General features: G+C 67.2%; 18 protein-coding genes. 12 read left to right on the top strand and 6 right to left on the bottom strand.

The features are described 5' to 3' along the window. Positions 1-4 precede the first annotated feature (4 nt). The 4 genes from AB0M24_RS18960 to AB0M24_RS18975 all read left to right on the top strand — a co-directional run bounded on the left by AB0M24_RS18960 (position 5) and on the right by AB0M24_RS18975 (position 2,853). Positions 5-514 carry a regulatory protein RecX gene (locus tag AB0M24_RS18960; protein ID WP_363768822.1) on the top strand — a complete coding sequence of 170 codons (510 nt, stop codon included), beginning with the start codon at positions 5-7 and terminating at the stop codon, positions 512-514. A 315-nt stretch (positions 515-829) separates the two neighbouring features. After that, the gene (locus tag AB0M24_RS18965; RefSeq protein ID WP_363768825.1) at positions 830-1,438 is read left to right on the top strand and encodes a nucleotidyltransferase family protein; all 609 of its coding nucleotides are present in this window, start codon (positions 830-832) and stop codon (positions 1,436-1,438) included. Between the two features lie 46 nt (positions 1,439-1,484). Next, the gene (locus AB0M24_RS18970; protein WP_363768828.1) at positions 1,485-1,937 is read left to right on the top strand and encodes a MarR family transcriptional regulator; all 453 of its coding nucleotides are present in this window, start codon (positions 1,485-1,487) and stop codon (positions 1,935-1,937) included. Positions 1,938-2,058: 121 nt separating this feature from the next. Then, positions 2,059-2,853 carry an alpha/beta hydrolase gene (locus AB0M24_RS18975; RefSeq protein ID WP_363768831.1) on the top strand — a complete coding sequence of 265 codons (795 nt, stop codon included), beginning with the start codon at positions 2,059-2,061 and terminating at the stop codon, positions 2,851-2,853. 53 nt (positions 2,854-2,906) lie between these two features. Here the strand turns inward: AB0M24_RS18975 and AB0M24_RS18980 are convergent, their stop codons facing one another. Then, a complete protein-coding gene (locus AB0M24_RS18980; protein WP_363768834.1) occupies positions 2,907-3,710 on the bottom strand; it encodes a serine protease in 804 nt (267 codons plus the stop codon). 186 nt (positions 3,711-3,896) lie between these two features. Between AB0M24_RS18980 and AB0M24_RS18985 the strand changes: the two genes are divergently transcribed. The 4 genes from AB0M24_RS18985 to AB0M24_RS19000 are packed head-to-tail and all read left to right on the top strand — an operon-like array spanning position 3,897 to position 7,007. Beyond that, a complete protein-coding gene (locus tag AB0M24_RS18985) occupies positions 3,897-4,634 on the top strand; it encodes a DUF4190 domain-containing protein (RefSeq protein WP_363768837.1) in 738 nt (245 codons plus the stop codon). A 42-nt stretch (positions 4,635-4,676) separates the two neighbouring features. Further along, on the top strand, positions 4,677-5,444 hold the full coding sequence (locus tag AB0M24_RS18990; RefSeq protein WP_363768840.1) for an RNA ligase family protein: 768 nt from the start codon (positions 4,677-4,679) through the stop codon (positions 5,442-5,444). After that, entirely contained in the window at positions 5,437-6,570 is a 1,134-nt protein-coding gene (locus tag AB0M24_RS18995; protein ID WP_363768843.1) for an AAA family ATPase, read from the top strand. The genes AB0M24_RS18990 and AB0M24_RS18995 overlap by 8 nt, the downstream gene beginning before the upstream one ends. Before the next feature lie 56 nt (positions 6,571-6,626). Then, the gene (locus AB0M24_RS19000; RefSeq protein ID WP_363768846.1) at positions 6,627-7,007 is read left to right on the top strand and encodes a hypothetical protein; all 381 of its coding nucleotides are present in this window, start codon (positions 6,627-6,629) and stop codon (positions 7,005-7,007) included. 141 nt (positions 7,008-7,148) lie between these two features. On the opposite strand, the gene AB0M24_RS19005 is transcribed toward AB0M24_RS19000, so the two are convergent. Further along, positions 7,149-8,366, bottom strand: coding sequence for a DUF4142 domain-containing protein (locus tag AB0M24_RS19005; protein ID WP_363768849.1), 1,218 nt, complete (start codon positions 8,364-8,366; stop codon positions 7,149-7,151). 272 nt (positions 8,367-8,638) lie between these two features. Between AB0M24_RS19005 and AB0M24_RS19010 the strand changes: the two genes are divergently transcribed. The 3 genes from AB0M24_RS19010 (at position 8,639) to AB0M24_RS19020 (ending at position 12,395) form a co-directional block, all read left to right on the top strand. Beyond that, positions 8,639-9,166: a sigma-70 family RNA polymerase sigma factor gene (locus AB0M24_RS19010; protein ID WP_363768852.1), complete on the top strand. Its 528-nt coding sequence runs from the start codon at positions 8,639-8,641 to the stop codon at positions 9,164-9,166. Positions 9,167-9,170: 4 nt separating this feature from the next. After that, positions 9,171-9,638 carry a zf-HC2 domain-containing protein gene (locus tag AB0M24_RS19015; RefSeq protein ID WP_363768855.1) on the top strand — a complete coding sequence of 156 codons (468 nt, stop codon included), beginning with the start codon at positions 9,171-9,173 and terminating at the stop codon, positions 9,636-9,638. 222 nt (positions 9,639-9,860) lie between these two features. Continuing rightward, a complete protein-coding gene (locus AB0M24_RS19020; protein ID WP_363768858.1) occupies positions 9,861-12,395 on the top strand; it encodes a BREX system ATP-binding domain-containing protein in 2,535 nt (844 codons plus the stop codon). On the opposite strand, the gene AB0M24_RS19025 is transcribed toward AB0M24_RS19020, so the two are convergent. The 4 genes from AB0M24_RS19025 to edd all read right to left on the bottom strand — a co-directional run bounded on the left by AB0M24_RS19025 (position 12,355) and on the right by edd (position 18,678). Next, a complete protein-coding gene (locus tag AB0M24_RS19025) occupies positions 12,355-13,590 on the bottom strand; it encodes an MFS transporter (RefSeq protein WP_363768861.1) in 1,236 nt (411 codons plus the stop codon). The two genes, AB0M24_RS19020 and AB0M24_RS19025, sit on opposite strands and share 41 nt — an antisense overlap. Continuing rightward, positions 13,590-15,551, bottom strand: coding sequence for a PEP/pyruvate-binding domain-containing protein (locus AB0M24_RS19030; RefSeq protein ID WP_363768864.1), 1,962 nt, complete (start codon positions 15,549-15,551; stop codon positions 13,590-13,592). Before AB0M24_RS19030 ends, AB0M24_RS19025 begins: the two co-directional genes overlap by 1 nt. A 215-nt stretch (positions 15,552-15,766) precedes the next feature. Beyond that, positions 15,767-16,390: a bifunctional 4-hydroxy-2-oxoglutarate aldolase/2-dehydro-3-deoxy-phosphogluconate aldolase gene (gene eda / locus AB0M24_RS19035; RefSeq protein WP_363769322.1), complete on the bottom strand. Its 624-nt coding sequence runs from the start codon at positions 16,388-16,390 to the stop codon at positions 15,767-15,769. Between the two features lie 413 nt (positions 16,391-16,803). Beyond that, complete coding sequence (gene edd, locus AB0M24_RS19040) at positions 16,804-18,678, bottom strand: phosphogluconate dehydratase (protein WP_363768867.1); 1,875 nt, start codon at positions 18,676-18,678, stop codon at positions 16,804-16,806. Between the two features lie 211 nt (positions 18,679-18,889). Here edd and AB0M24_RS19045 point away from each other — a divergent pair, with 211 nt between their 5' ends. Further along, positions 18,890-19,183: a hypothetical protein gene (locus tag AB0M24_RS19045; RefSeq protein ID WP_112263494.1), complete on the top strand. Its 294-nt coding sequence runs from the start codon at positions 18,890-18,892 to the stop codon at positions 19,181-19,183. The last annotated feature ends 84 nt before the right edge of the window (positions 19,184-19,267 follow it).

The following is a 19,267-nucleotide window of genomic DNA, read 5'->3' on the forward strand; positions in this document are numbered from 1 at the left end:
GAGTTTGGACGAGGCTGAGGAGCAGCGCAAAGCACGCGACATCTGCTACGCGCTGCTCACCGCTCGGGCCCGATCGCGTCAGGAGCTGCACGACGCGTTGCTGCGCAAGGGAATCAGCGCCGGCGCGGCCGAGGTCGTGCTGGGCAAGTTCGACCGCGCGGGCCTGATCGACGACGCGCAGTTCGCCGAGATGTGGGTCCGCTCCCGCCACACCTACAACGGCCTGGGCCGCCGAGCCCTGGCCATGGAGCTGCGGCGCAAGGGCGTGGCTGACGAGGTCGTGGCCGAAGCGGTGGCCGCGGTCGACGGTGAGGCGGAGGAGGAGCGGGCCCGCGAACTGGTCCGCAAACGCCTCCGCACGCTGTCCGGCGCGGACGAGACGACCAAGATCCGCCGTCTCGTAGGAGCCTTGGCGCGCAAGGGATACGCCGAGGGCCTCGCCTACCGCGTGGTCCGCGACGAACTCCGCTCGGCGGGCGACGAGGCGTCGGCGTTGGACGAGCCCTGGTCGTGATCGACCGGCTGCCGGTGGACGAGCAGGTCGCCGTACTGCGATCCAACCCCTCGCCCGCAAGGCTGTGTTGGTGTGCCGGGGTGTCGCTGGACGTCTGGCCTGTTGTGCGGCTGGAGCCGAGGCGTCGATGCTGGGTGAGGCGTGGTCGTGAGGCCGGTGGCAGATGGGCTGGTCGGTCGGCGGTCGCTGCACCGCGATCGATCCGCGTCCGCAGCGCTGCGTTGATGGAGGCCTTGGTGTGTCAGGGTTTCGGTGGACGCGTCGCCTGTTGTGCGGCTGGAGCCGAGGCTCGGCACTGGATGAGACGTGAGATCGATGCCAGACGGGCTGGTCGGCCGGCTGCCGGTCGACGAACAGGTCGCCGCGCTGCGATCGACCCTGGCCCGCAACGAGTTGCTGATGGAGGTCTTGAGTCGCGCCGCGGCGCTGGACCTCCCCGGCTGGTACCTGACGGCCGGGTGCCTGTTCCAGACGGTGTGGAACGTGGTCACCGGACGGCCGCCGGGCGAAGGCATCAAGGACTACGACCTGTTCTACTTCGACGACTCCGATCTCGGCTGGGACGCCGAGAACGAGGTCATCCAGGCAGCCGACCAGGTCTTCGGCGGCCTGCCGGCGGTCGTCGAGATCCGCAACGAGGCCCGCGTGCACCTCTGGTACCCCGAGCGCTTCGGCGTGCCGTGCGAGCCGTACACCTCGACTGAAGCGGCCATCGACTCGTTCGCGGCCACGACCTGTTGCCTTGGCGTGCGCGTCGAGAACGGAAGGTGGCGTGTCTACGCGCCGCACGGCCTGGCCGACGTGTTCAACCTCGTCGTCCGTCCCAACCCGGTGCTCGCCCCGCGCGGCGTGTACGAGGCGAAAACCCGGCGATGGTGCGAACAGTGGCCAGAGCTCACCGTTCTTCCCTGGCCCGCGCCGTGACTGATTACGTCGCGTCATTACATCGTGCACGAGTAGTCTGGTTGACGTGAGCACTACTCCCGACACGTCGTCCGCCGTCACGCCCACGGTCTCCGACCTGCTCTGCTTCGACCTCTACACGACGTCGAGAGCGGTCACCGGGTTCTACCGGCCGATCCTGGACAAGGCGGGCATCACCTACCCGCAGTTCCTGGTGATGCTCCTGCTGTGGGAGCGCGACTCGCGGCCGATCAGGGAGCTCGTGCACGAGCTCGACCTCGAGTACAGCACGCTCTCGCCGTTGATCAAGCGGCTGGAGAAGAGCGGCCTGCTGGTGCGCGTCACGCATCCCGACGACGAGCGTTCCGTGCTCGTCCAGCTCACCGACAAGGGTCGTGAGCTGCGGTGGATCGGCGCCGAGATGACCAACCAGCTCGGCAAGGCGCTCGGCATGGACGAGCAGGAGATCGCCGTCCTGCGCAAGGCTCTGCACCGGGTCAAGCACGGCGCCGAGCGCTGACAACCCCGTGTGACCTGAATTACCTCGCGTGCGAGGTATCTCGTCCGGTAACTTACATCGTGCACGACCTAATCGAGCGCGATGCACCACCGCCAAGGTGCCGGACGAGAGTGAGAGACCAATGCGAGTTCGTAAGGTGTTCGCCGTTCTTGGGACCCTGCTGGCCCTGGCTGCTGTTGTCCCGTCGGGTGCCGGTGCCTCGGAGGAGACCACCAAGACCAAGAAGCCGACCGTCGTCCTGGTGCACGGCGCGTTCGCCGATGCGTCCAGCTGGAACGGTGTCGTGGAACGCCTACAGCGCAAGGGATTCCCGGTCGTCGCGGTGGCGAACCCGCTGCGCAGCCTCACCGGTGACGCGACCTACCTGCGCAAGGTGCTCGCCTCGATCGACGGCCCGATCGTGCTCGCCGGCCACTCCTACGGCGGCATGGTCCAGTCCGAGGCCGCACTGGGCAACCCGAACGTGAAGTCGCTCGTCTACGTCGCGGCGTTCGCTCCGGAGAAGGGCGAGAGCGCGCTGGAGCTGTCGGGCAAGTTCCCCGGCAGCACCCTGGGCGACACGCTGTCGACCATCGACATCGGTGACGGCACCAAGGACCTCGTGATCCAGCAGGACAAGTACTGGCAGCAGTTCGCGGCCGACGTCTCGCGCAAGGACGCGACGCTGGCGGCGGCGACGCAGCGGCCGGTCAACGACACCGCGCTGACCGAGAAGGCCGGCGAGCCCGCGTGGCACCAGATCCCGTCGTACTTCGTCGTGGCCGGCAAGGACAAGAACATCCCGATCGCGGCCCAGAAGTGGATGGCCGAGCGCGCCCACGCCAAGGCCGTCGTCGAGGTGCGCAACGCTTCGCACTCGGTCGCCGTGTCTCAGCCGGACACCGTGGCCGACCTGATTGTCCGCGCGGCGCGTTAGTAGAAGCAGAAAGCCCGGGGCGCGGCAGGGGCGTCCCGGGCTTTCGCCATGTCCTAGGGCTTCGCGACCTTGCAGCCCGGCAGTGCCAGGTTCAGCGTCGTGCCGGGACCGAAGCAGGCGACGAAGTCGAACGTCTGCTGGCCGTAGTTGATGCCCTTGCGGACGGTGACCTTGCCCGCGGCGTCGACCTCGCACGGGTTGTTCATCGTGCAGCGGGCGCCGCTCTCGTTGCCGGTGTTGTTGACGCCGACGACCTTGCCGCTCGCGTTGTCGATGATCGGCGAGCCCGAGGTGCCGCCGATGGTGTTGCACGACGACGTGTAGCGCAGAGAGTCGCGCCAGGTCCAGTCGGCTTCCTTGAGCTGGTACACGAAGCCGTCGACCTGGCAGGAGTAGATCCGCTTCCAGTAGCCCGACACGACCCGGATGTCGGTCTTGGCGACGGGGTGCGATGCCGACAGCTCCAGCGCCCGGCTGCCCGACTGCTGGATCTGCCCGTACGTCTGGTCGAGCCGGTAGAACGCGGCGTCGGTGCCGGTCATCGTCGCGTAGACGAGCTTGGTGCTGCTCAAGGTCGTGATCCGCCCGCCGGATCCGTTGAGCAGCTCGAAGGTGCGCGCTCGCGGCAGCGTCCGATCGACGACCACCTCGCCGGCCTTCATGAGGTTGACGCAGTGCCCGTTCGTGAGCACGAGTGCCTTGTCCGCCGCCGTCGAGTTCGGCAGGCGAACCACCGAACCGGAGCAGTTGTTGAGCGCCACGGTGCCGGTGAAGTCGACGGCGGCCTGGGCCGGTGCCGTCGTCACACCGAGTGCGGCGATCGCCGCGAGCAGGGATACGACGAGTCGTCGTGCCATGTGCAGGGTTCCTTTCAAGGATGGCATCCAGCGCCAAGCCTGTACGGATCGTATCCGTCCCGCTACCGACGGAAGTCGGCTGACGGGCCGCGAGTAACTCGATCGGGTGACGCCCGAGTGCGGCGCTAACGGGCCAAGCGGACCAATCGACGTGGTGGTCACACATCGCAACCGCCAGGAGCCGTGATGACCTATCCGACGCAGCCCGTCTACGCCCCGCCTCCGGTCGCACCGCAGAAACCCACGCGGTTCGGTGCGCTCGCATGGGCCGCGGTGATACTCGGGATCGTCGGTGTCGTCGGCTCGTGGGTCATCTTCCTCAACAACCTCACCGCGATCGGCGCGTTCGTCGGCATCGTGCTCGGCGTGATCGCGTTGTTCGGCACGCGCAAGGTCCTCGCGATCGTCGGAGTCGTGTTGTGCGTGCTGGGAATCGTCTTCACGGTGGTGGCGCAGCAGTCCGCGGTCGAGGAGCTGAACAAGGTCTTCGACACACCGGGCGCGGCGCCGAAACAGGAGGCGCTCGTGCAACCGCCGACCTGGGGCAAGCGCTACACGTGGGCGAACGGTCTCTCCGTCGACGTCGCCGAGCCCGTCGCGTGCACGCCGGGCCAGTTCGCGTCACCGCAGAACATCGCCCGCGCGGTGAAGTTCAAGATCACCGTCACCAACGGCACGGGCGCCGCCTTCGAGACCGCGTTGATGTCCATGGGCGACGACGCGCAGTTCAACGGGCAGAGAGCGGAGCGCGTGTTCGACTCCGGCGGTGAGTGCGGCGGCGGGTTCGAGTCGGTGACCGTGTTGCCCGGCAAGACCTACACCTACGAGGCGGCGTACTCCGTGGGCGCGCAGCCCGGTGAGATGCAGCTCGTCTTCGAACCGACCTTCAACTCCGACAAGGCCGCGTTCGTCGGCAAGGCGTAAACCGTTCGCGAGCGGGCGCCCGGACGGGTTACAAATCGGGGCATGTTGCGCAAGTACCCGCGAACTCCCCACCTCGAGGGCTCGCGCCTGCAACCGGGCGACGAGGACCTCGACCAGGTGCCGTTCCGCGCGATCGCGGGACGGCACCTGGTCGTAGAGGAGAAGCTCGACGGCGCCAACGCGGGCATCAGCTTCGAGGGCGATGGCACGCTGAAGTTGCAGTCACGCGGCCATTTCCTCACCGGCGGGCCGCGCGAGCGCCAGTTCGCGCCGCTGAAGGCCTGGGCCGCGACGCACCAGAGCGTGCTCTGGGAGCGGCTCGGCACGCGTTTCGTTCTGTACGGAGAATGGCTCTACGCCAAGCACACCGTGTTCTACGACGCGCTGCCGCACCACTTCTGCGAGTTCGACCTGCTCGACCGCGACACCGGAGACTTCCTGTCCACGCCGGAACGCCGCCGTGTTCTGGAAGGCACTCCGGTGGTCTCCGTACCGGTGCTGCACGAGGGCCCGTTGCGGGTGTTGAAGGACCTGACCGCTCTGATCGGCCCGTCGACCTGCCGCACACCCCGGTGGCGTTCCTCGCTGGTCGAAGCTGCCGTGGCGGCGGGCCAGGACGCTGAAGTCGTTGTCGCGGAAACGGATTCCGACGACCACATGGAAGGCCTCTACATCAAGGTGGAGGAGGGTGGCCGCACCGTCGAGCGCTACAAGTGGGTGCGCCCGACGTTCGTCACCGCCGTGCTGGACTCGGGCAGCCACTGGCAGGACCGCCCGATCCTGCCGAACCGGGTGGTGCCGCGTGTTTGAGGAACTCTGCCCGTCAGGTCCACAGTGGACTCTCGACTGGACCGCCGTCCGTGCGGCGTTCCCGTGGGTGCGCGCTCTTGAAGGTGTGCCTCAGGATCCGATCCACCACGCGGAAGGCGACGTCGCCACCCACACCCGGATGGCGTGCGAGGCTCTGGTGTCGCTGCCGGAGTGGCGCGCCCGTCCCGAACCCGACCGCGTGCGGCTGTTCGCGACGGTGCTGCTCCACGACGTCGCGAAGCCGTTCCGCACCCAGATCGACGCCGGCCGCGTCACCGCGCACGGCCACTCGCGCGCCGGCGACCTGCTGGCGCGCAGGCTGTTGTGGGAGATGGACCGCCCGATCGCGTGGCGCGAACACGTCTGCGCGCTGGTGCGTCACCACCAGGTGCCGTTCTGGGCGCTGGAACGTCCCGACCTCGACCAGATCGCGTTCCGGGTGAGCCTGCTCGCGCGCAACGACGACCTCGCGACGCTCGCCCGCGCTGACATCCTCGGCCGGATCTGCGGCGACGTCGAGGCGGTGCTCGACAACATCGCCCTGTTCGAGGAGTACTGCCGCGAACGCTCGTGCCTCGACCGCCCGCGGCTCTTCCCGTCCGACCACGCGCGCTTCCAGTACTTCCGCACGCCCGGCCGCGACCCGGACTACGCCGCCTACGACGACACGCGCGTCGAGGTGACCGTGCTGTCAGGTCTGCCCGGCGTCGGCAAGGACCACTGGATCGCTCGCAACCGACCGGGTTTGCCAGTCGTCAGCCTCGACTCCGTGCGTGCACGACTCGGCATCGCTCCCGACGGCGACCAACGCGCCGTGGCGGCCGCCGCCTTCGAGGAAGCGCGGGTGCTGCTGCGTGCGGGGGAGCCGTTCGTGTGGAACGCGACCAACATCTCCCGCCAGCTGCGCGACCGCTGCATCGGCCTGGCCGCCGACTACCGCGCCCGCATCACGCTGATCGGCCTCGAAGCCCCGAAGGCCGTGATCCACTCGCGCAACCGGGCCCGCCCGGAACCGGTGCCGGCCGCGGTGATCGACCGGCTCGTCGACAAGTGGGAAGCAGTCGACCTCACCGAAGCGCATGCCGTCGAACGGGTGGACACCGCACAAACCTCGACACGTACTTAGCCCCGCCGCCGATGCCTCATACAAGGGATCCTGCCCACCCCCTCCGGAGGCGCGCGATGACCGACGTTCCGCTGACCAGATCCGTCCGCCTCATCTTCGAGTTCGCCGCCGAAGGTGTCCGGTTGCTGGAGCAGCACCCGGTCAACGTGACGGTCGGGCTCTTCCGCGACAGCGACGCCGGCGACTACGTCGAGGTCCGCAACCGCGAGGGGCGCACGGTCAGCCGCGTCCCGGTGTGGGCAGGCCTCGGCAGCAACGTCGAGACGTTCCCCCAAGATCCGGATACCGGCTCGGACACCCCACGCGTCCTCACCGTCGTGGTGCCCGCGCCACCCGACGCCGACCACGTCGCGATCGTCCGCGACACCCGAAACACCCGCGGCGGCCCCGGCACCCCCAACCTCGAGGTCCTGGGCACGTTCCGCCTCTCACGCTGATTATGTCAACCCAGCACCCCCGCCGACCTGCGCCTTAGCAATGAGACTTTGGACGACGTCGTCAAAAGACTCATTGCTAAGGCCGGTCGAGGGGGCTGATATATCGGTTGGCGAGGGCTTGCAGCCGATATATCAGTTGGGTCAGCGGCGGTGTTCGCCGTGGTGGCCGATGGCTCGGACCAGCCAGAGGGTGCCCGCGCCGGCGACGACGAGGACGAGGATTCCGGTGATGAAGCCGATGCTCGTGGACGAGTCGTCGGGCTGAGGGGGCGGGCTGGGGGCGGACTTGTGCTGGGTGATGGCCGGGACGTCGGTCATCAGCAGGGAGTTCGACTTGACCAGGCCGGTGCCCTCCAGCAGGAGCATGTGCTTGAGGAGGAGCGTCAGACCAGTTTGTGCGGCGACGCGTGCCGGGATGCTCTTGGTCGTCGCGCGGGCCTGGGCGACCTGGATGATCAGGCTGCCGTCGGCGGCGCGGGACAGGTTCGCGTACATGCGGTCGAGCTCGTCGCCGGAGCTGGACGAGATGGCGTTCGCCCACGACTTCTGCTCGGTGGTCGGTTCGGCCGGGAGATCGACGCCGATCTGCTTGGCCGCGTCGGCCACCGCCGAGGTGAGCTGCGTGTGTTCGGCGGCGAGCTGGCCCGCCACCTTGCGGACCTTCGCGTCACGGGCCCGGTCGGAGCTCTCGCGGCTCGCCGGTTTCTGCCACAGCGAATGCTGGGTGAGCAGAACGAGCAATTCCCGGTCCGACGGTTCGATGTTCTGCCCGATGACGCGAACCGCGTTCACCTGTGCCTTGGCCGTCACCAATTCGAGGGCGGACGGGTCGACCAGTCCGGTGTTCTCGAGGACCGTCATCGTGCGGATGAGCATTTGAACGGTTTGGTGGGCGAGCGTGCGAATTGCGGTGTTCTGCGTCGTGGCCCGTGTTTGCACCGCCATTACCAGAAGGCCGCCCTGAGTCTGTCGCACGATCGTCGCGTAGGCACGGTCGTGGTTGTCTCCGGTGCGCTCTGCCATCTCGTTGATGAGTGACTGGTGTTCACTGCTCACGTCGTTCGGCAGCACCACGCCAAGATCGCTGGCGGCTTTCAGAAGATCGACGTCGAGTCGAGAGTGCGCTTCGAATATATCTCGTCCCGCATTGCTGATCCCAGCATTCGTGGTGCGCCCAGGAGCCTCTTTGCTGACAGGTACGAGCCAAGAGTTCGCTTGGCGCAGAGATACCATGAAAGAGCGTTCCGAGGGTTGCACGTCGGTCGACTGCGCATTTGCTGGAACCGCCCCTATCAGCGCTCCCAGAAATACGACAGACGAGACGGCAAACAGCGCTGCGTGGTGCCCCAGCGTGCCCATCCGGTGACGCATAGTGCCCGTTCCTCCCCGCGATCGAGCTGCCTTCGAAGGTGATACGCGCTGGTGGGGCCTCGGTTCACCACGTATGCGAAGATAGCATTGTGACGTGGATCACACTAGAACTTGCGAACCATTGAGGCTGAATTTACGTACCCGAGAGGATTTCGTGTTCACGATGTAGGATGCGATGGATTCCATACTCGGCCACCGAGTCGCTAGGCCTGCCGCCCGAAGCGAAGCCGTCGCCGATATCTGGGGAGGTCGCAAGCTTCATGGTCGATCAGGGCAGGGTCGCACAAGCTGATCAGGACGAGGAATTGCTCACGCTCCTCTACGGGCAGTTCCAGCGGATGTTGTTCTCGCAGGTCCTGTGCCTGACCAACTACGACCGTCAATGGACGGAAGATGTCGTCCAGGAGACGTTGATCAGGGCTTGGCAGAACTCCGCACACCTTGTTCGTGAACCCGGGATGTTGCGCGGGTGGCTTTGTACCGTGGCTCGTCGCATTGTGATCGACGGATGGCGCAGCCGTCAGGCGCGTCCGCAGGAAGTGGAATTGCTTCGCCCTGACATCGCCGAATCTCCGGACGACACGGAACAGACACTTTCGGTGATGGTCATTACCGAGGTAGTACGCCAATTGAGTGATGAACATCGGTCCGCTATTTACGAAACGTATGTCATGGGACGAACCGTGAAGGAGGCCGCGATCGTTCTCGGAGTCCCGGAAGGAACCGTCAAGTCCCGGCTGTACAAGGCGATGCACACGATCCGCCGGGCGCTGCAGGACAGGAGCTAGCGGGATGGTGACCCGTCAACCACATCACGAGCACGCGCACGTGGCAGGAGAAGCAGGACCTGAAGATCCAGACGACGAAAACCGCACGAGCCCGGAAGGGCCGTGCGGTGATGTTGCGGCGTACGTGCTCGGGGTGCTCGACCCCGCCCAGCACGTGATCTTCTCCCGGCACCTAGCCGGGTGCGAGAGCTGCCAGCGCGACGCGGCCGACTTCGGCATGTTCGCGCCCGTGCTGCGTCAGGTCGTCCACCCACCCGCCGGGCACCGGCAGCGCGCGATCTTGGGCCCGATCTCGGGCCGCATCACGCGCAGCGTCCTGGTGGTCGCGGCAGGCGTCGTGGTGGCCATCGCCGCGGTCCTGACGGTCGTGGAGTCGTTGTCCGCGCACACCGTCGACCCGGTCGAAGCCGGCACCCTGACGCGTGCGGAGTCTGCTCACAGCGAGCCGTTTCCGCTGTTCCGGCACGTCTGAACGGACAGACGAGGCGATGAGCGCGCAGGCGAGGCGGAACCATCCGCTCACCAGCCCGGCCCAGGTCATCGCGCTCCTCCGAACAGCTCACAGTTCCGTTAACCGTTACCTGTGGGTAAGTTTGCCCGACGACGAAGCGCAGGTCTCTACGGTCCTCACCGAAGGAACACCGAAACGTTCGACCTGCGGTCCTCTCGGTACCGAAGGCAGGGGTAGGTAGAGGTGACATCTCCACTACTCGGCCGGGACGCGGAACTCGCGGCTCTCGGACGTTTGCTGGACGAAGCAGTGCAAGGAACGGCCTCGTGCGTGGTCGTCACCGGAGGCTTCGGCATCGGCAAGTCCGCGCTGCTGGACGCCTTCACGGCTGAGGCGCGAAGCCGCGGGTTCACCGTCCGGCTGGCCAAGAGCGCCCGCCTGGAGAGCCACTTACCGGGTGCCGTAGTACGCCAGCTCGCACCGTGCCTCGCCAACGAACGCGACCTCGAAGAGCTGTACGCGCGCGCCGCGAACTCCGCGCGCAAGGCTCCGATCCTGATGGTCATCGACGACGTCCACGTCGCCGACACGTTCTCCAAGCGTGCTCTCGCCTACCTTCGGCCACGGTTGCAGGGCATGCCGGTCGTCATCGCTCTCGGTGCCTCCCAGGGCTACCTGTCCACGGACGAGGTGACGCTGCCCGAGATCGCCGGCGCGCACCCGCACCGCATCGATCTCGACGGCCTCGACGTCGCCGCCATCGCTCAGCTGGGCATCGGGGACCGCGACCCGCAGCGTTGCCACGAGCTCACCGGCGGAAACCCTTATCTGCTACAAGCCTTGCTACGTGAGGAAGGCGAGGGGTCGGCCTCGGTCGGCGAGATGGTCGGCATGCGGCTGCGCGAGTACACCGGCGCCGCCGAAGTCGCCCGATCCGCGGCCGTGCTGGACGGCGACGCGGGCCTGGAACTGCTGTCCGCGCTGACCGGGTTCGACGCGCTGCCCGCCGTCGACACGCTCGTCCGCCTCGGCGTGCTCGCCGACACCGACCCTCTGACGTTCCGCTATCCGTTCGTGCGCAACAGCATCCTCGCCGACATGCCGATCGCCGTCCGCTCCGCCGCGCACGCCCGCTCCGCCTGGCTGCTGTTCGAGTCCGACGCGCCGGACGAACGCGTCGCCGAGCACGTGCTGAAGGCCAGGTCGGTCCGCCTGCCGTGGTCGGTGGATCTGCTGCGCGAGGTCGGTGGCGTCGAGCACCTCGAACGGGCGCTGGAGGAACATCTGTCCGATGAGGACCGGCTGTCGATCGAGATCGAGCTCGGCCACGCCGAACACCTCCTGGACAACGCGGAAGGCCGCGACAGGGTCCGCGACGCGCTGACCGCCTGCGAGGACCCGCATCTCGCCGCGAACGCCACGTTGTCGCTGATCCAGAACATGTGCACCGGCTCCGACGCGCACTTCGCGGTGTCGCTGGCGATCATGGCGGTCGCCCGGCTGCTGCCCGAGGACCGGGACAAGGTGTGGAACCTCGTCTGCACCACCTATCTCCTCGCCGCCAACCGCGACGCCCGGATGGCCAACTGCGCGGGCAAGTACTACGACGACCTCATCGGCGACGTCCCGCAGGACCCGAACCTGCGGCGCGCGCGGGAGGCGTTGCTCGCGGTCGGCAACGCGCGCAGCGGTGACTCGTCCGACGAAGCCGTCGAGCACGCGCTCGCGGCACTCGACGGCGAGTGGGTCGACGTGTTCGGCGAGCCCTACCTGTTCACGTTCCTGGTGCCGGTGCTCGCGGATCACCCCGAGCACATCAACAAGTTCTGGCTCTCGCACAGCACCGCGCCGGTCTCCTACGACCCGCACCTGCGCCGGGGAATGCTGAGCATGATCGCCCGCGCCGCCGCGTTCCACAACAGCGGTGATCTCGCGCGCGCCTACACGTTCCTGACGCCGCCGACCTCGACGGGCAGCGTGGACTGCCCCGCGGTTCTGCTGGCCAGGGCGAAGCTCGCCGAGGTGTGCGTCGAGATGGGGCAGTTCGACGAGGCGGCCCCGCTCGTCGCCGAGGACGGCGACCTGTTGCAGCACATCAACATCGTCTACGCGCGCGGCCGGCTCAAGCTCGCGTCGTGCCACGCAGAGGGCGCTCTGGAAGACCTGCTCGAGGCTGGGCGACGGCTCGCCGCACGCGAGATGCCGAACCCCGCGCTGATGGCGTGGCGGCACCACGCTGTACGCGCGTATCTGGCGCTGGGCAACCGCGACGACGCGGCCCGGCTCGCGCACGAGGAGCTTGATCTGGCGAAGCGGTGGGGTTCCACGCGTGTTGTCGGGACCGCGATGATGAGCGTGGGCATCAGCACCGACGACATCGATGTCCTGACCGAATCAGAACAGCTGCTCGCCTCGTCACCGCACCGGCTGCTGCACGCCCAGTCGCTCTACTGGCTCGGGCATCACCTGCGGCGCAAGGGACGCACCGAGGCGGCGGCCCCGCACCTGCGGCGCGCGTTCGAGCTTGCGCGTCACCTCAGCGCGCACCCGCTGGCCAAGCTCGCGGGTGACGAGGTGCGCGACGAGGGCGACCAGGTGCAGGGCCTGACCAAGCAGGAGAACCGGGTCGCGCGGATGGCGGCGCAGGGTCTGACGAACCGGCAGATCGCCGAGACCCTGCACCTGACCCGCCGCACGGTGGAGCTGCACCTGTCGAGCGCCTACCGCAAGCTCTCCATCACGGGACGAGCTGAGCTCGTCGCCGCCTTGTGGTCCTGACGGCGATCAGCAGGCCCGCCAGCAACGCCATCAGGATCACGGTGACGACGGACGACAGCACCAGGAACTCGTTGAGCTGCCCGCCGGCGAGGTAGGCGCCGAGCGCGACCGCGACGACCGCGCACACGGCACGGTCCATGATGGACTCCATCGAGAGAAGCGTTGCGCGGTAACGGGAGTCCGGGATCGCGTCGTTGAGGAGCTTCTTCTGGATGGGGAAGCTCATGCCCGCCGTCACGGAGAACAGGCACAGCAACACGATCGTGAGCACCCCGCCGGACGGCACGATGAAGCCGATCGACAGCGCCATCACGACGGTCAGCAGGAACACCGACTTCGCCGGCCCGATCTTGCGCGACAGCCAGTGCGGTCGTGCGGCGGCGATCGCCTCGAAGATCGTCATCGCGGCGAGCACCGAGCCGTACCAGTTGACCGAGACGTGCTTCGACTCGAGCACCGGCTGGAACAGGTTCACCTGCAGGATCCGGACCAGCGTGAACATCGCGATGCCCTGGACCATCAGCAGGAGCAGCCAGCGCGAGGCTTTGAGCGAGCCGAACGCGCCCCCGACGCCCGCGAGGAGCTTGGACGTCTTGCCTTCCGGCCTGGTCCAGCCAGGAATCGGCGGGAGCTTTAGCGCGAGGACGACGGCGATCGCCGCGTTGATCGCGGTGAGCCAGTACGGCGACGGCATGTTCCACTGCATCAGCAGACCGATCACCGGCCAGTACACGATCTTGCCGACCAGGCTGTACGACCGTCCGACGCCTTCGACCTTGAGGTAGAGGTGCCCGGCGTTGTGCGCGTTGAGGTACTCGTACAGGTATGCGCTCTGGGCGCCCGAGATCAACGACCTCGCCAGCGCGATCAGCAGGAAGTGGATCAGGAACCCGGTGTAGTTGCCGGCGAACACCGGTACGAGGTTCGCGCCGACCAGCACGCTCGCGCCGAGCCACAACGACGTGCGGTAGTCGAAGCGGTCCGCGACCATGCCGGTCGGGATCTCCATGAGGCAGAACGCGATGTAGTAGATCGACTGGATGCCGAAGATCTCGGCGTCGCTCATGCCGAGCTGCTTCTGGTACTCGTAGAAGATCGGGATCCACAGCAGCAGCCCGAAGAAGAACTGGAAGCCGTACGTCAGGCGGACGGCACGCGCCACTTCCGGAGTCGCCGGTACGCGAAGTCCCAGCATCAGATCGAGTACGGCCGCAGCTGCAGGACGTACAGGATCTCGTCGGTGGCGAGCCACTCGATGTCGACCGGCGAGTCGAACGTGTAGTCCGGAGAGAAGTGCGACTGCAGCAACCGTCCCACGATCGCGAGCCGCTGCAGCTGTGCCTGGGCGTTCGGGCTCAGGTCTTCCTTCGCGTCACCGAGGGAGACCGTGCGGCCACCACCCTCCACAGTGGAGTAGAGGTACTGCATCGGCTGTTTCGAGCCCTCGACGACGTCGGTGACGTTCGGCGAGACGTTGATGTAGACATTGCGGAAGTCGTTGCGGTTCATGGGGTTCGTGGTGACCATGACGCCACCGAAGTCCGCCTTGACCTGCTCCTGGATCACGACACCCATGAAGCAGTCGTCGAGCGAGATGCCGGCCTGCTGCCGCAGCCGCACGCTGCGAGCCGAGACCAGCGACGCCCACACCTCCTTGACCGACTCCACGATCTTCTCGGCGCTCGTCACGTGGTTGTACGACTCGTAGATGCCCGCGGCGGAGAACCCGGCGAGGTCCTCGGCGTTCGACGAGCTGCGCACCACGAACGTCCTGACCCCGGCCAGGTTCTCGACCAGCGCACTGTCCAGTTCGGACAGCAGGTAGTCCGGAACGCGGGTCGTGCGGATCAGGCGCTGCAGCTCGACGCACAACGGCTCGATCTCGCGGGCGTTGAGCTCCAGCGCCATCTTCAGCTTGCCGATGGCCTGCTGGATCTTCGGCGACGACTCCAGGAAGCCCTGGTGCATCGAGAACGGCAACGCGACGCCGCGCGGCACCCGGACCCGTTCCGCGAGCAGCTGCTGGGCGGCGGCGAGCAGGTCGCCCTCATCGTCGAGGAGTTTCGCCAGGTACGGCATGAGGTTGTCGCGCGGCGGGCGCGGGACCGAGAAGAAGCCGAGCAGGCGGCGCGGGTTGTCGGTCGCGAGCACGTGGTGCAGCTCGCCCAGGTTCGCGGCCTTGGTGCCGTAGCGGTGGCTGTCGTTGTAGCGGATCTTGGCGAGGTTGAGGATCGGGTTGTAGGTGTCCTCGGGCTCTTCCAGCGTGATGCGCTGCGCGTACCAGGCGGGGCGCTGGCCGAGGTCCTGCGGTTCGTCGATCAGCCGCAGCCCGACGCCCGCGCTCTTCGGCGACACCTCGTACTCGACCCACTGGCCGTCGAGGTTCTCCCGGTCGATCAGGTCGAACGCGCCCAGCTGGATCGCGTTCGGGATGGACCAGCCGGTCGCCAGGACGTTCGTGTGCGACAGGGGAGTGGTGTGGCTCGCGTTGATGATGCCGGCGAGCCGCGGAATGTCGTCAGGGACGCGGTGCATCACCACGATGTCGAACCACTCCAGCGAGTTCTCCCGGTACTCCTGCTCGGTGCGGAATGCGCGCAACCGGCCCTTCGTCGTACCCGGATTCAACGCCACGAACTCGGCCGTGGAGAACAATTCGTGCGCGAGGATCCGTGGAAGCCTTTCCACGGGAAGCTCCGCCACCTCCTGCTCCTGGAGGTGGTTGGCGGGCTTGAAGAACAACGGCGTCGCGGCGTCCACGTTGCGACGCACCTCGCCGTAGAAGAACTCGATCATGTCCGCCGACATCGTGTCGACCTCGACCGTCTCCAGCGAGAACATGCGCTTGTCCTCGCGCTTGTGCAGCGACAGGATGCCGAGGAAGAACCGCCGGTCAGAGGCGTGGTAAAAGCTCTGGTTGAACTCGTCGATGCGCGCCCGCATCTCCTCTTCGGCGATCCCCAGGATCTCCTGGCCGATGTAGATGGCGTGGAACTCGTGGCGCGCGTTGTTGAGGAAGTGAATCGTCTCGTTCTGGCGGTCGACGACCACCTTCACGAAGGAATAACCACCCAGACTGCCGGAAAGCTGGTTGAAAGCCGACATAGTCAGCTGCTCCCCGACCAACCCCGCCACGTCGGCCTCCTGGACAGCCACACCTGCTCCTCTCACGCGCCATTGCGAACGAGACAGTGTGACACTCAGAAGATAAGCGTTATTCCCCTTGTAATCTCAATAGGTCAGGGGTCGATTCACTTTCCCTTAAACTTCCGTTAATAGGAGACCGGCGTCACCTCCCGTTGGGTGAAGAATCCAACTGAGTGGGACGCCGGTCTCGTAGTTCGGGAGAAGATCCCGGATGGTGATCTCGGTTACCCGAGCTTCGTGGCCTCGCGGGCGAGCGTCTCGATGCGGTCCCAGTCGCCCTTGTGGAGCGCGTCCTTGGGAGCCAGCCACGAGCCGCCGACGCACCCGACGTTCGGCAGCGCGAGGTAGTTCGGCGCGGTCTGCGGCGTGATGCCACCGGTCGGGCAGAACCGGACGTGCGGAATCGGCCCGCCGATCGACTTCAGGTAGTCGACGCCACCCGCCGCCTCGGCCGGGAAGAACTTCAGCGCGCTCAGCCCGCGCTCGGCCAGCCGCATCACCTCGGACACGGTCGCCGCCCCCGGCAGGTATGGCAGCCCGGTGGCGTCGGCGGCGTCGAGCACCCGGTCGGTCGTGCCGGGCGTGACGAGGAACGCCGCCCCGGCCTTCGCCGCCTGCTCGGCGTGCTCCGGCGCCGTGACGGTGCCCGCGCCGATCACGATCTCCGGCACCTCGCGCGCGACGTTCTCGATGGCGGCGAGCGCGGCCGGCGTGCGCAGGGTGAGCTCGATGACGCGGACGCCACCCCGCAGCAACGCCTGGGCGAGCGGCACGGCGTGGTCGGCGTCGTCGACCACGACGACGGGGATGACGGGCGACAGCTCCAGCAGGTCCGCCCCGGTGGTCACCCCGAGGTTGTCACCGTTGGTCACGAGTCCACTCCTTGCACATCTCTAGGGCACATCTCTTGAGCACATCACTCGGGCACGTCGTCGAAGATCGCAAACTGATATATCGCATATCGGCTGCCACGGCCCGTCGCGGCCCGCCCCGTCCAGTCTCCCGCCTGCATACACCACCCGGATGCAAAAAACGTTTGCGGACGAAGTCAAAAGACTCATTGCAAAGGTGGGTGGGCAGGGGTGGCGGGGTGGGCGTGGGGCGGGTCGGCGGCGGACTGCATACAGCCGCGGTGGCTGGGTCGGTTGGGCGTCGCTGCCGCCTTTGCAATGGGTCTTTTGACGACGAAGTCCAAAGTCTCATTGCTAAGGGGCAGGTCAGCGGTGGCGTGGTGCGGCAATATATTGGTTGGGCGGGCTGGTCAGAGGTGGGTGACCGGGGCGAAGTGGTCGGCGGTGATCGGGCCGAACACGGTGGCGCCGCGGTCGGCTGGGCCCACGGTGCGGCGGAGCGCGGCGAACAGTTCGCGGCCCGTGCCGACCCACTCGCGGCCCGTCGGCGGGAAGTCGACGAGCGGGCGGGAGGCGAGTTCCTCGGCCGAGACGTGGACCTCCAGCGTGCCCGCGGTGGCGTCGAGGCGGACGACGTCGCCGTCGCGAACCCGGCCGAGCGGGCCGCCGACCGCGGCCTCCGGGGTCAGCTGGATGGCGGCCGGGATCTTGCCCGAGGCGCCGGACATGCGGCCGTCGGTCACCAGGGCGACCTTGTAGCCGCGGTCCATCAGGACGCCCAGAGGCGGCGTCAGCTTGTGGAGCTCGGGCATGCCGTTGGCCTGGGGGCCCTGCTGGCGGACGACGACGACCACGTCGCGGTCGAGCTCACCGGCCTTGAAGGCCTCCTGGAAGGCCTCCTGGGTGGTGAACACGCGGGCCGGGGCCTCGACGACGTGGTTCTCGGCGGCCACCGCGGAGACCTTGATGACCGAGCGGCCGAGGTTGCCCGAGAGCATGCGCAGGCCGCCGTCGGAGGCGAACGGGTCGGAAGCCGGGCGCAGGACGTCGAGGTCCAGCGAGCGGCCGGGACCGTCGACCCAGACCAGTGAGCCGTCCAAAAGCATCGGTTCCTGGCGGTAGCGGTCGAGACCGTGGCCGACCACGGTGTTGACGTCGGCGTGCAGCAGACCGGCGTCCAGCAGAGTGCCGACGACGAACTGGACGCCACCGGCGGCCTGGAAGTGGTTGATGTCCGCGCTTCCGTTCGGGTAGACGCGGGCGATCAAGGGCACGATCGACGACAGATCGTTGAGGTCGTCCCAGCTCAGCTCGATGCCCGCGGCGGCGGCGATGGCGACCAGGTGCATCGTGTGGTTGGTGGAACCGCCGGTGGCCAGAAGAGCCACCACGCCGTTGACCACGGCCTTCTCGTCGACGATGTGCGCGATCGGGGTGTAGTCGGAGCCTCGGGCCATCTCGACGGCGCGCCGGCCGGCGTACTCGGTCAGAGCCTTGCGAAGACCAGTACCAGGCGGGACGAACGACGCGCCCGGCAGATGCAGGCCCATGACCTCGACAACCATCTGGTTCGAGTTCGCGGTGCCGTAGAACGTGCAGGTGCCGGGGGAGTGGTACGAGGCGGCCTCGGCCTCCAGGAGGTCCTCGCGCGAGGCCTTGCCCTCGGCGTAGAGCTGCCGGACGCGGGCCTTCTCCTTGTTCGACAGGCCGGACGCCATCGGGCCCGCGGGCACGAGGATCGACGGCAGGTGGCCGAACGACAGAGCGCCGATCAGCAGACCGGGCACGATCTTGTCGCAGACGCCCAGAAGCACCGCCGCGTCGAACATCTCGTGCGACAGGGCCACACCCGTGGACATCGCGATGACGTCCCGGCTGAACAGCGACAGCTCCATGCCGTCACGGCCCTGGGTGATGCCGTCGCACATCGCGGGCACGCCGCCCGCGAACTGGGACACGCCGCCAACAGAGCGCACCGAGTCCTTGATCCAGGCCGGGTACTCCTGGAACGGCTGGTGGGCCGACAGCATGTCGTTGTAGGACGAGACGATCGCGACGTTGGACTTCCGCAGAGCGCGCAGAGCGGCCTTGTCGCCGCCGGTGATCCCGGCGAAGCCGTGCGCCAGGTTGCTGCACGCGAAGCCGGACCGGGACGTGCCGTCCTGCGCGGCTGCGGCCACACGTTCGAGGTACACACGACGGGTGTCGGCGCTCCTGGCGGCGATTCGGCGTGTCACCTCTGTCAGTACGGGATGCAGTTCGCTCATGGTGGGTCTCCGGGTCATCACGGGCCGTGGTGGGGCCCTTACGAGACGACAACGGTGGCGTCCCACGGACGGGCGTGACGCCACACACAGTAAGTCATGGCTGGTCGCCGACACAAAAACGATTCAGTAACTGGGACGGCACCAGTTTTGAATCTTGGCGTGTGGTGCTTGTCACATGGCTTGAGATTGGGCAGAGTGCGGGGCACGACCTTGGAACGGAGGTGTCCCCATGACGTCCACGGAGATCGTCGAACTGCGCCGGGTCATCGGTCAGATGCGGCACTGCGTCAGCTCGTTGCGCGCCAAGTACGGCGATGTGGCAGCGGTGCAACGCCTTGCCAACGACGTAGAACGCATGGACATCGACGCCACCGAACTCGTCGATCTCGGCACCACGCCGAGGCAGCGTGAAGCGCCTCAAGTGGAACGCGAGGTCGTGGTCGTGCCCGACACGCCCTACGACGAGTCGTTGTGGAAGGACGCGGACGACGAAGGACTCGGTGGCTACCGCAACCGGACCTGAGCCGAACTGATCACACGGCCCCCGCCTGACGCGGGGGCCGTTCGGCGTTTTTCCACAACGGCGTGGACCCCCAGAAAGGTGAGT

Source organism: Lentzea sp. NPDC051838 (assembly GCF_040681245.1).
GTDB lineage: Bacteria > Actinomycetota > Actinomycetes > Mycobacteriales > Pseudonocardiaceae > Lentzea.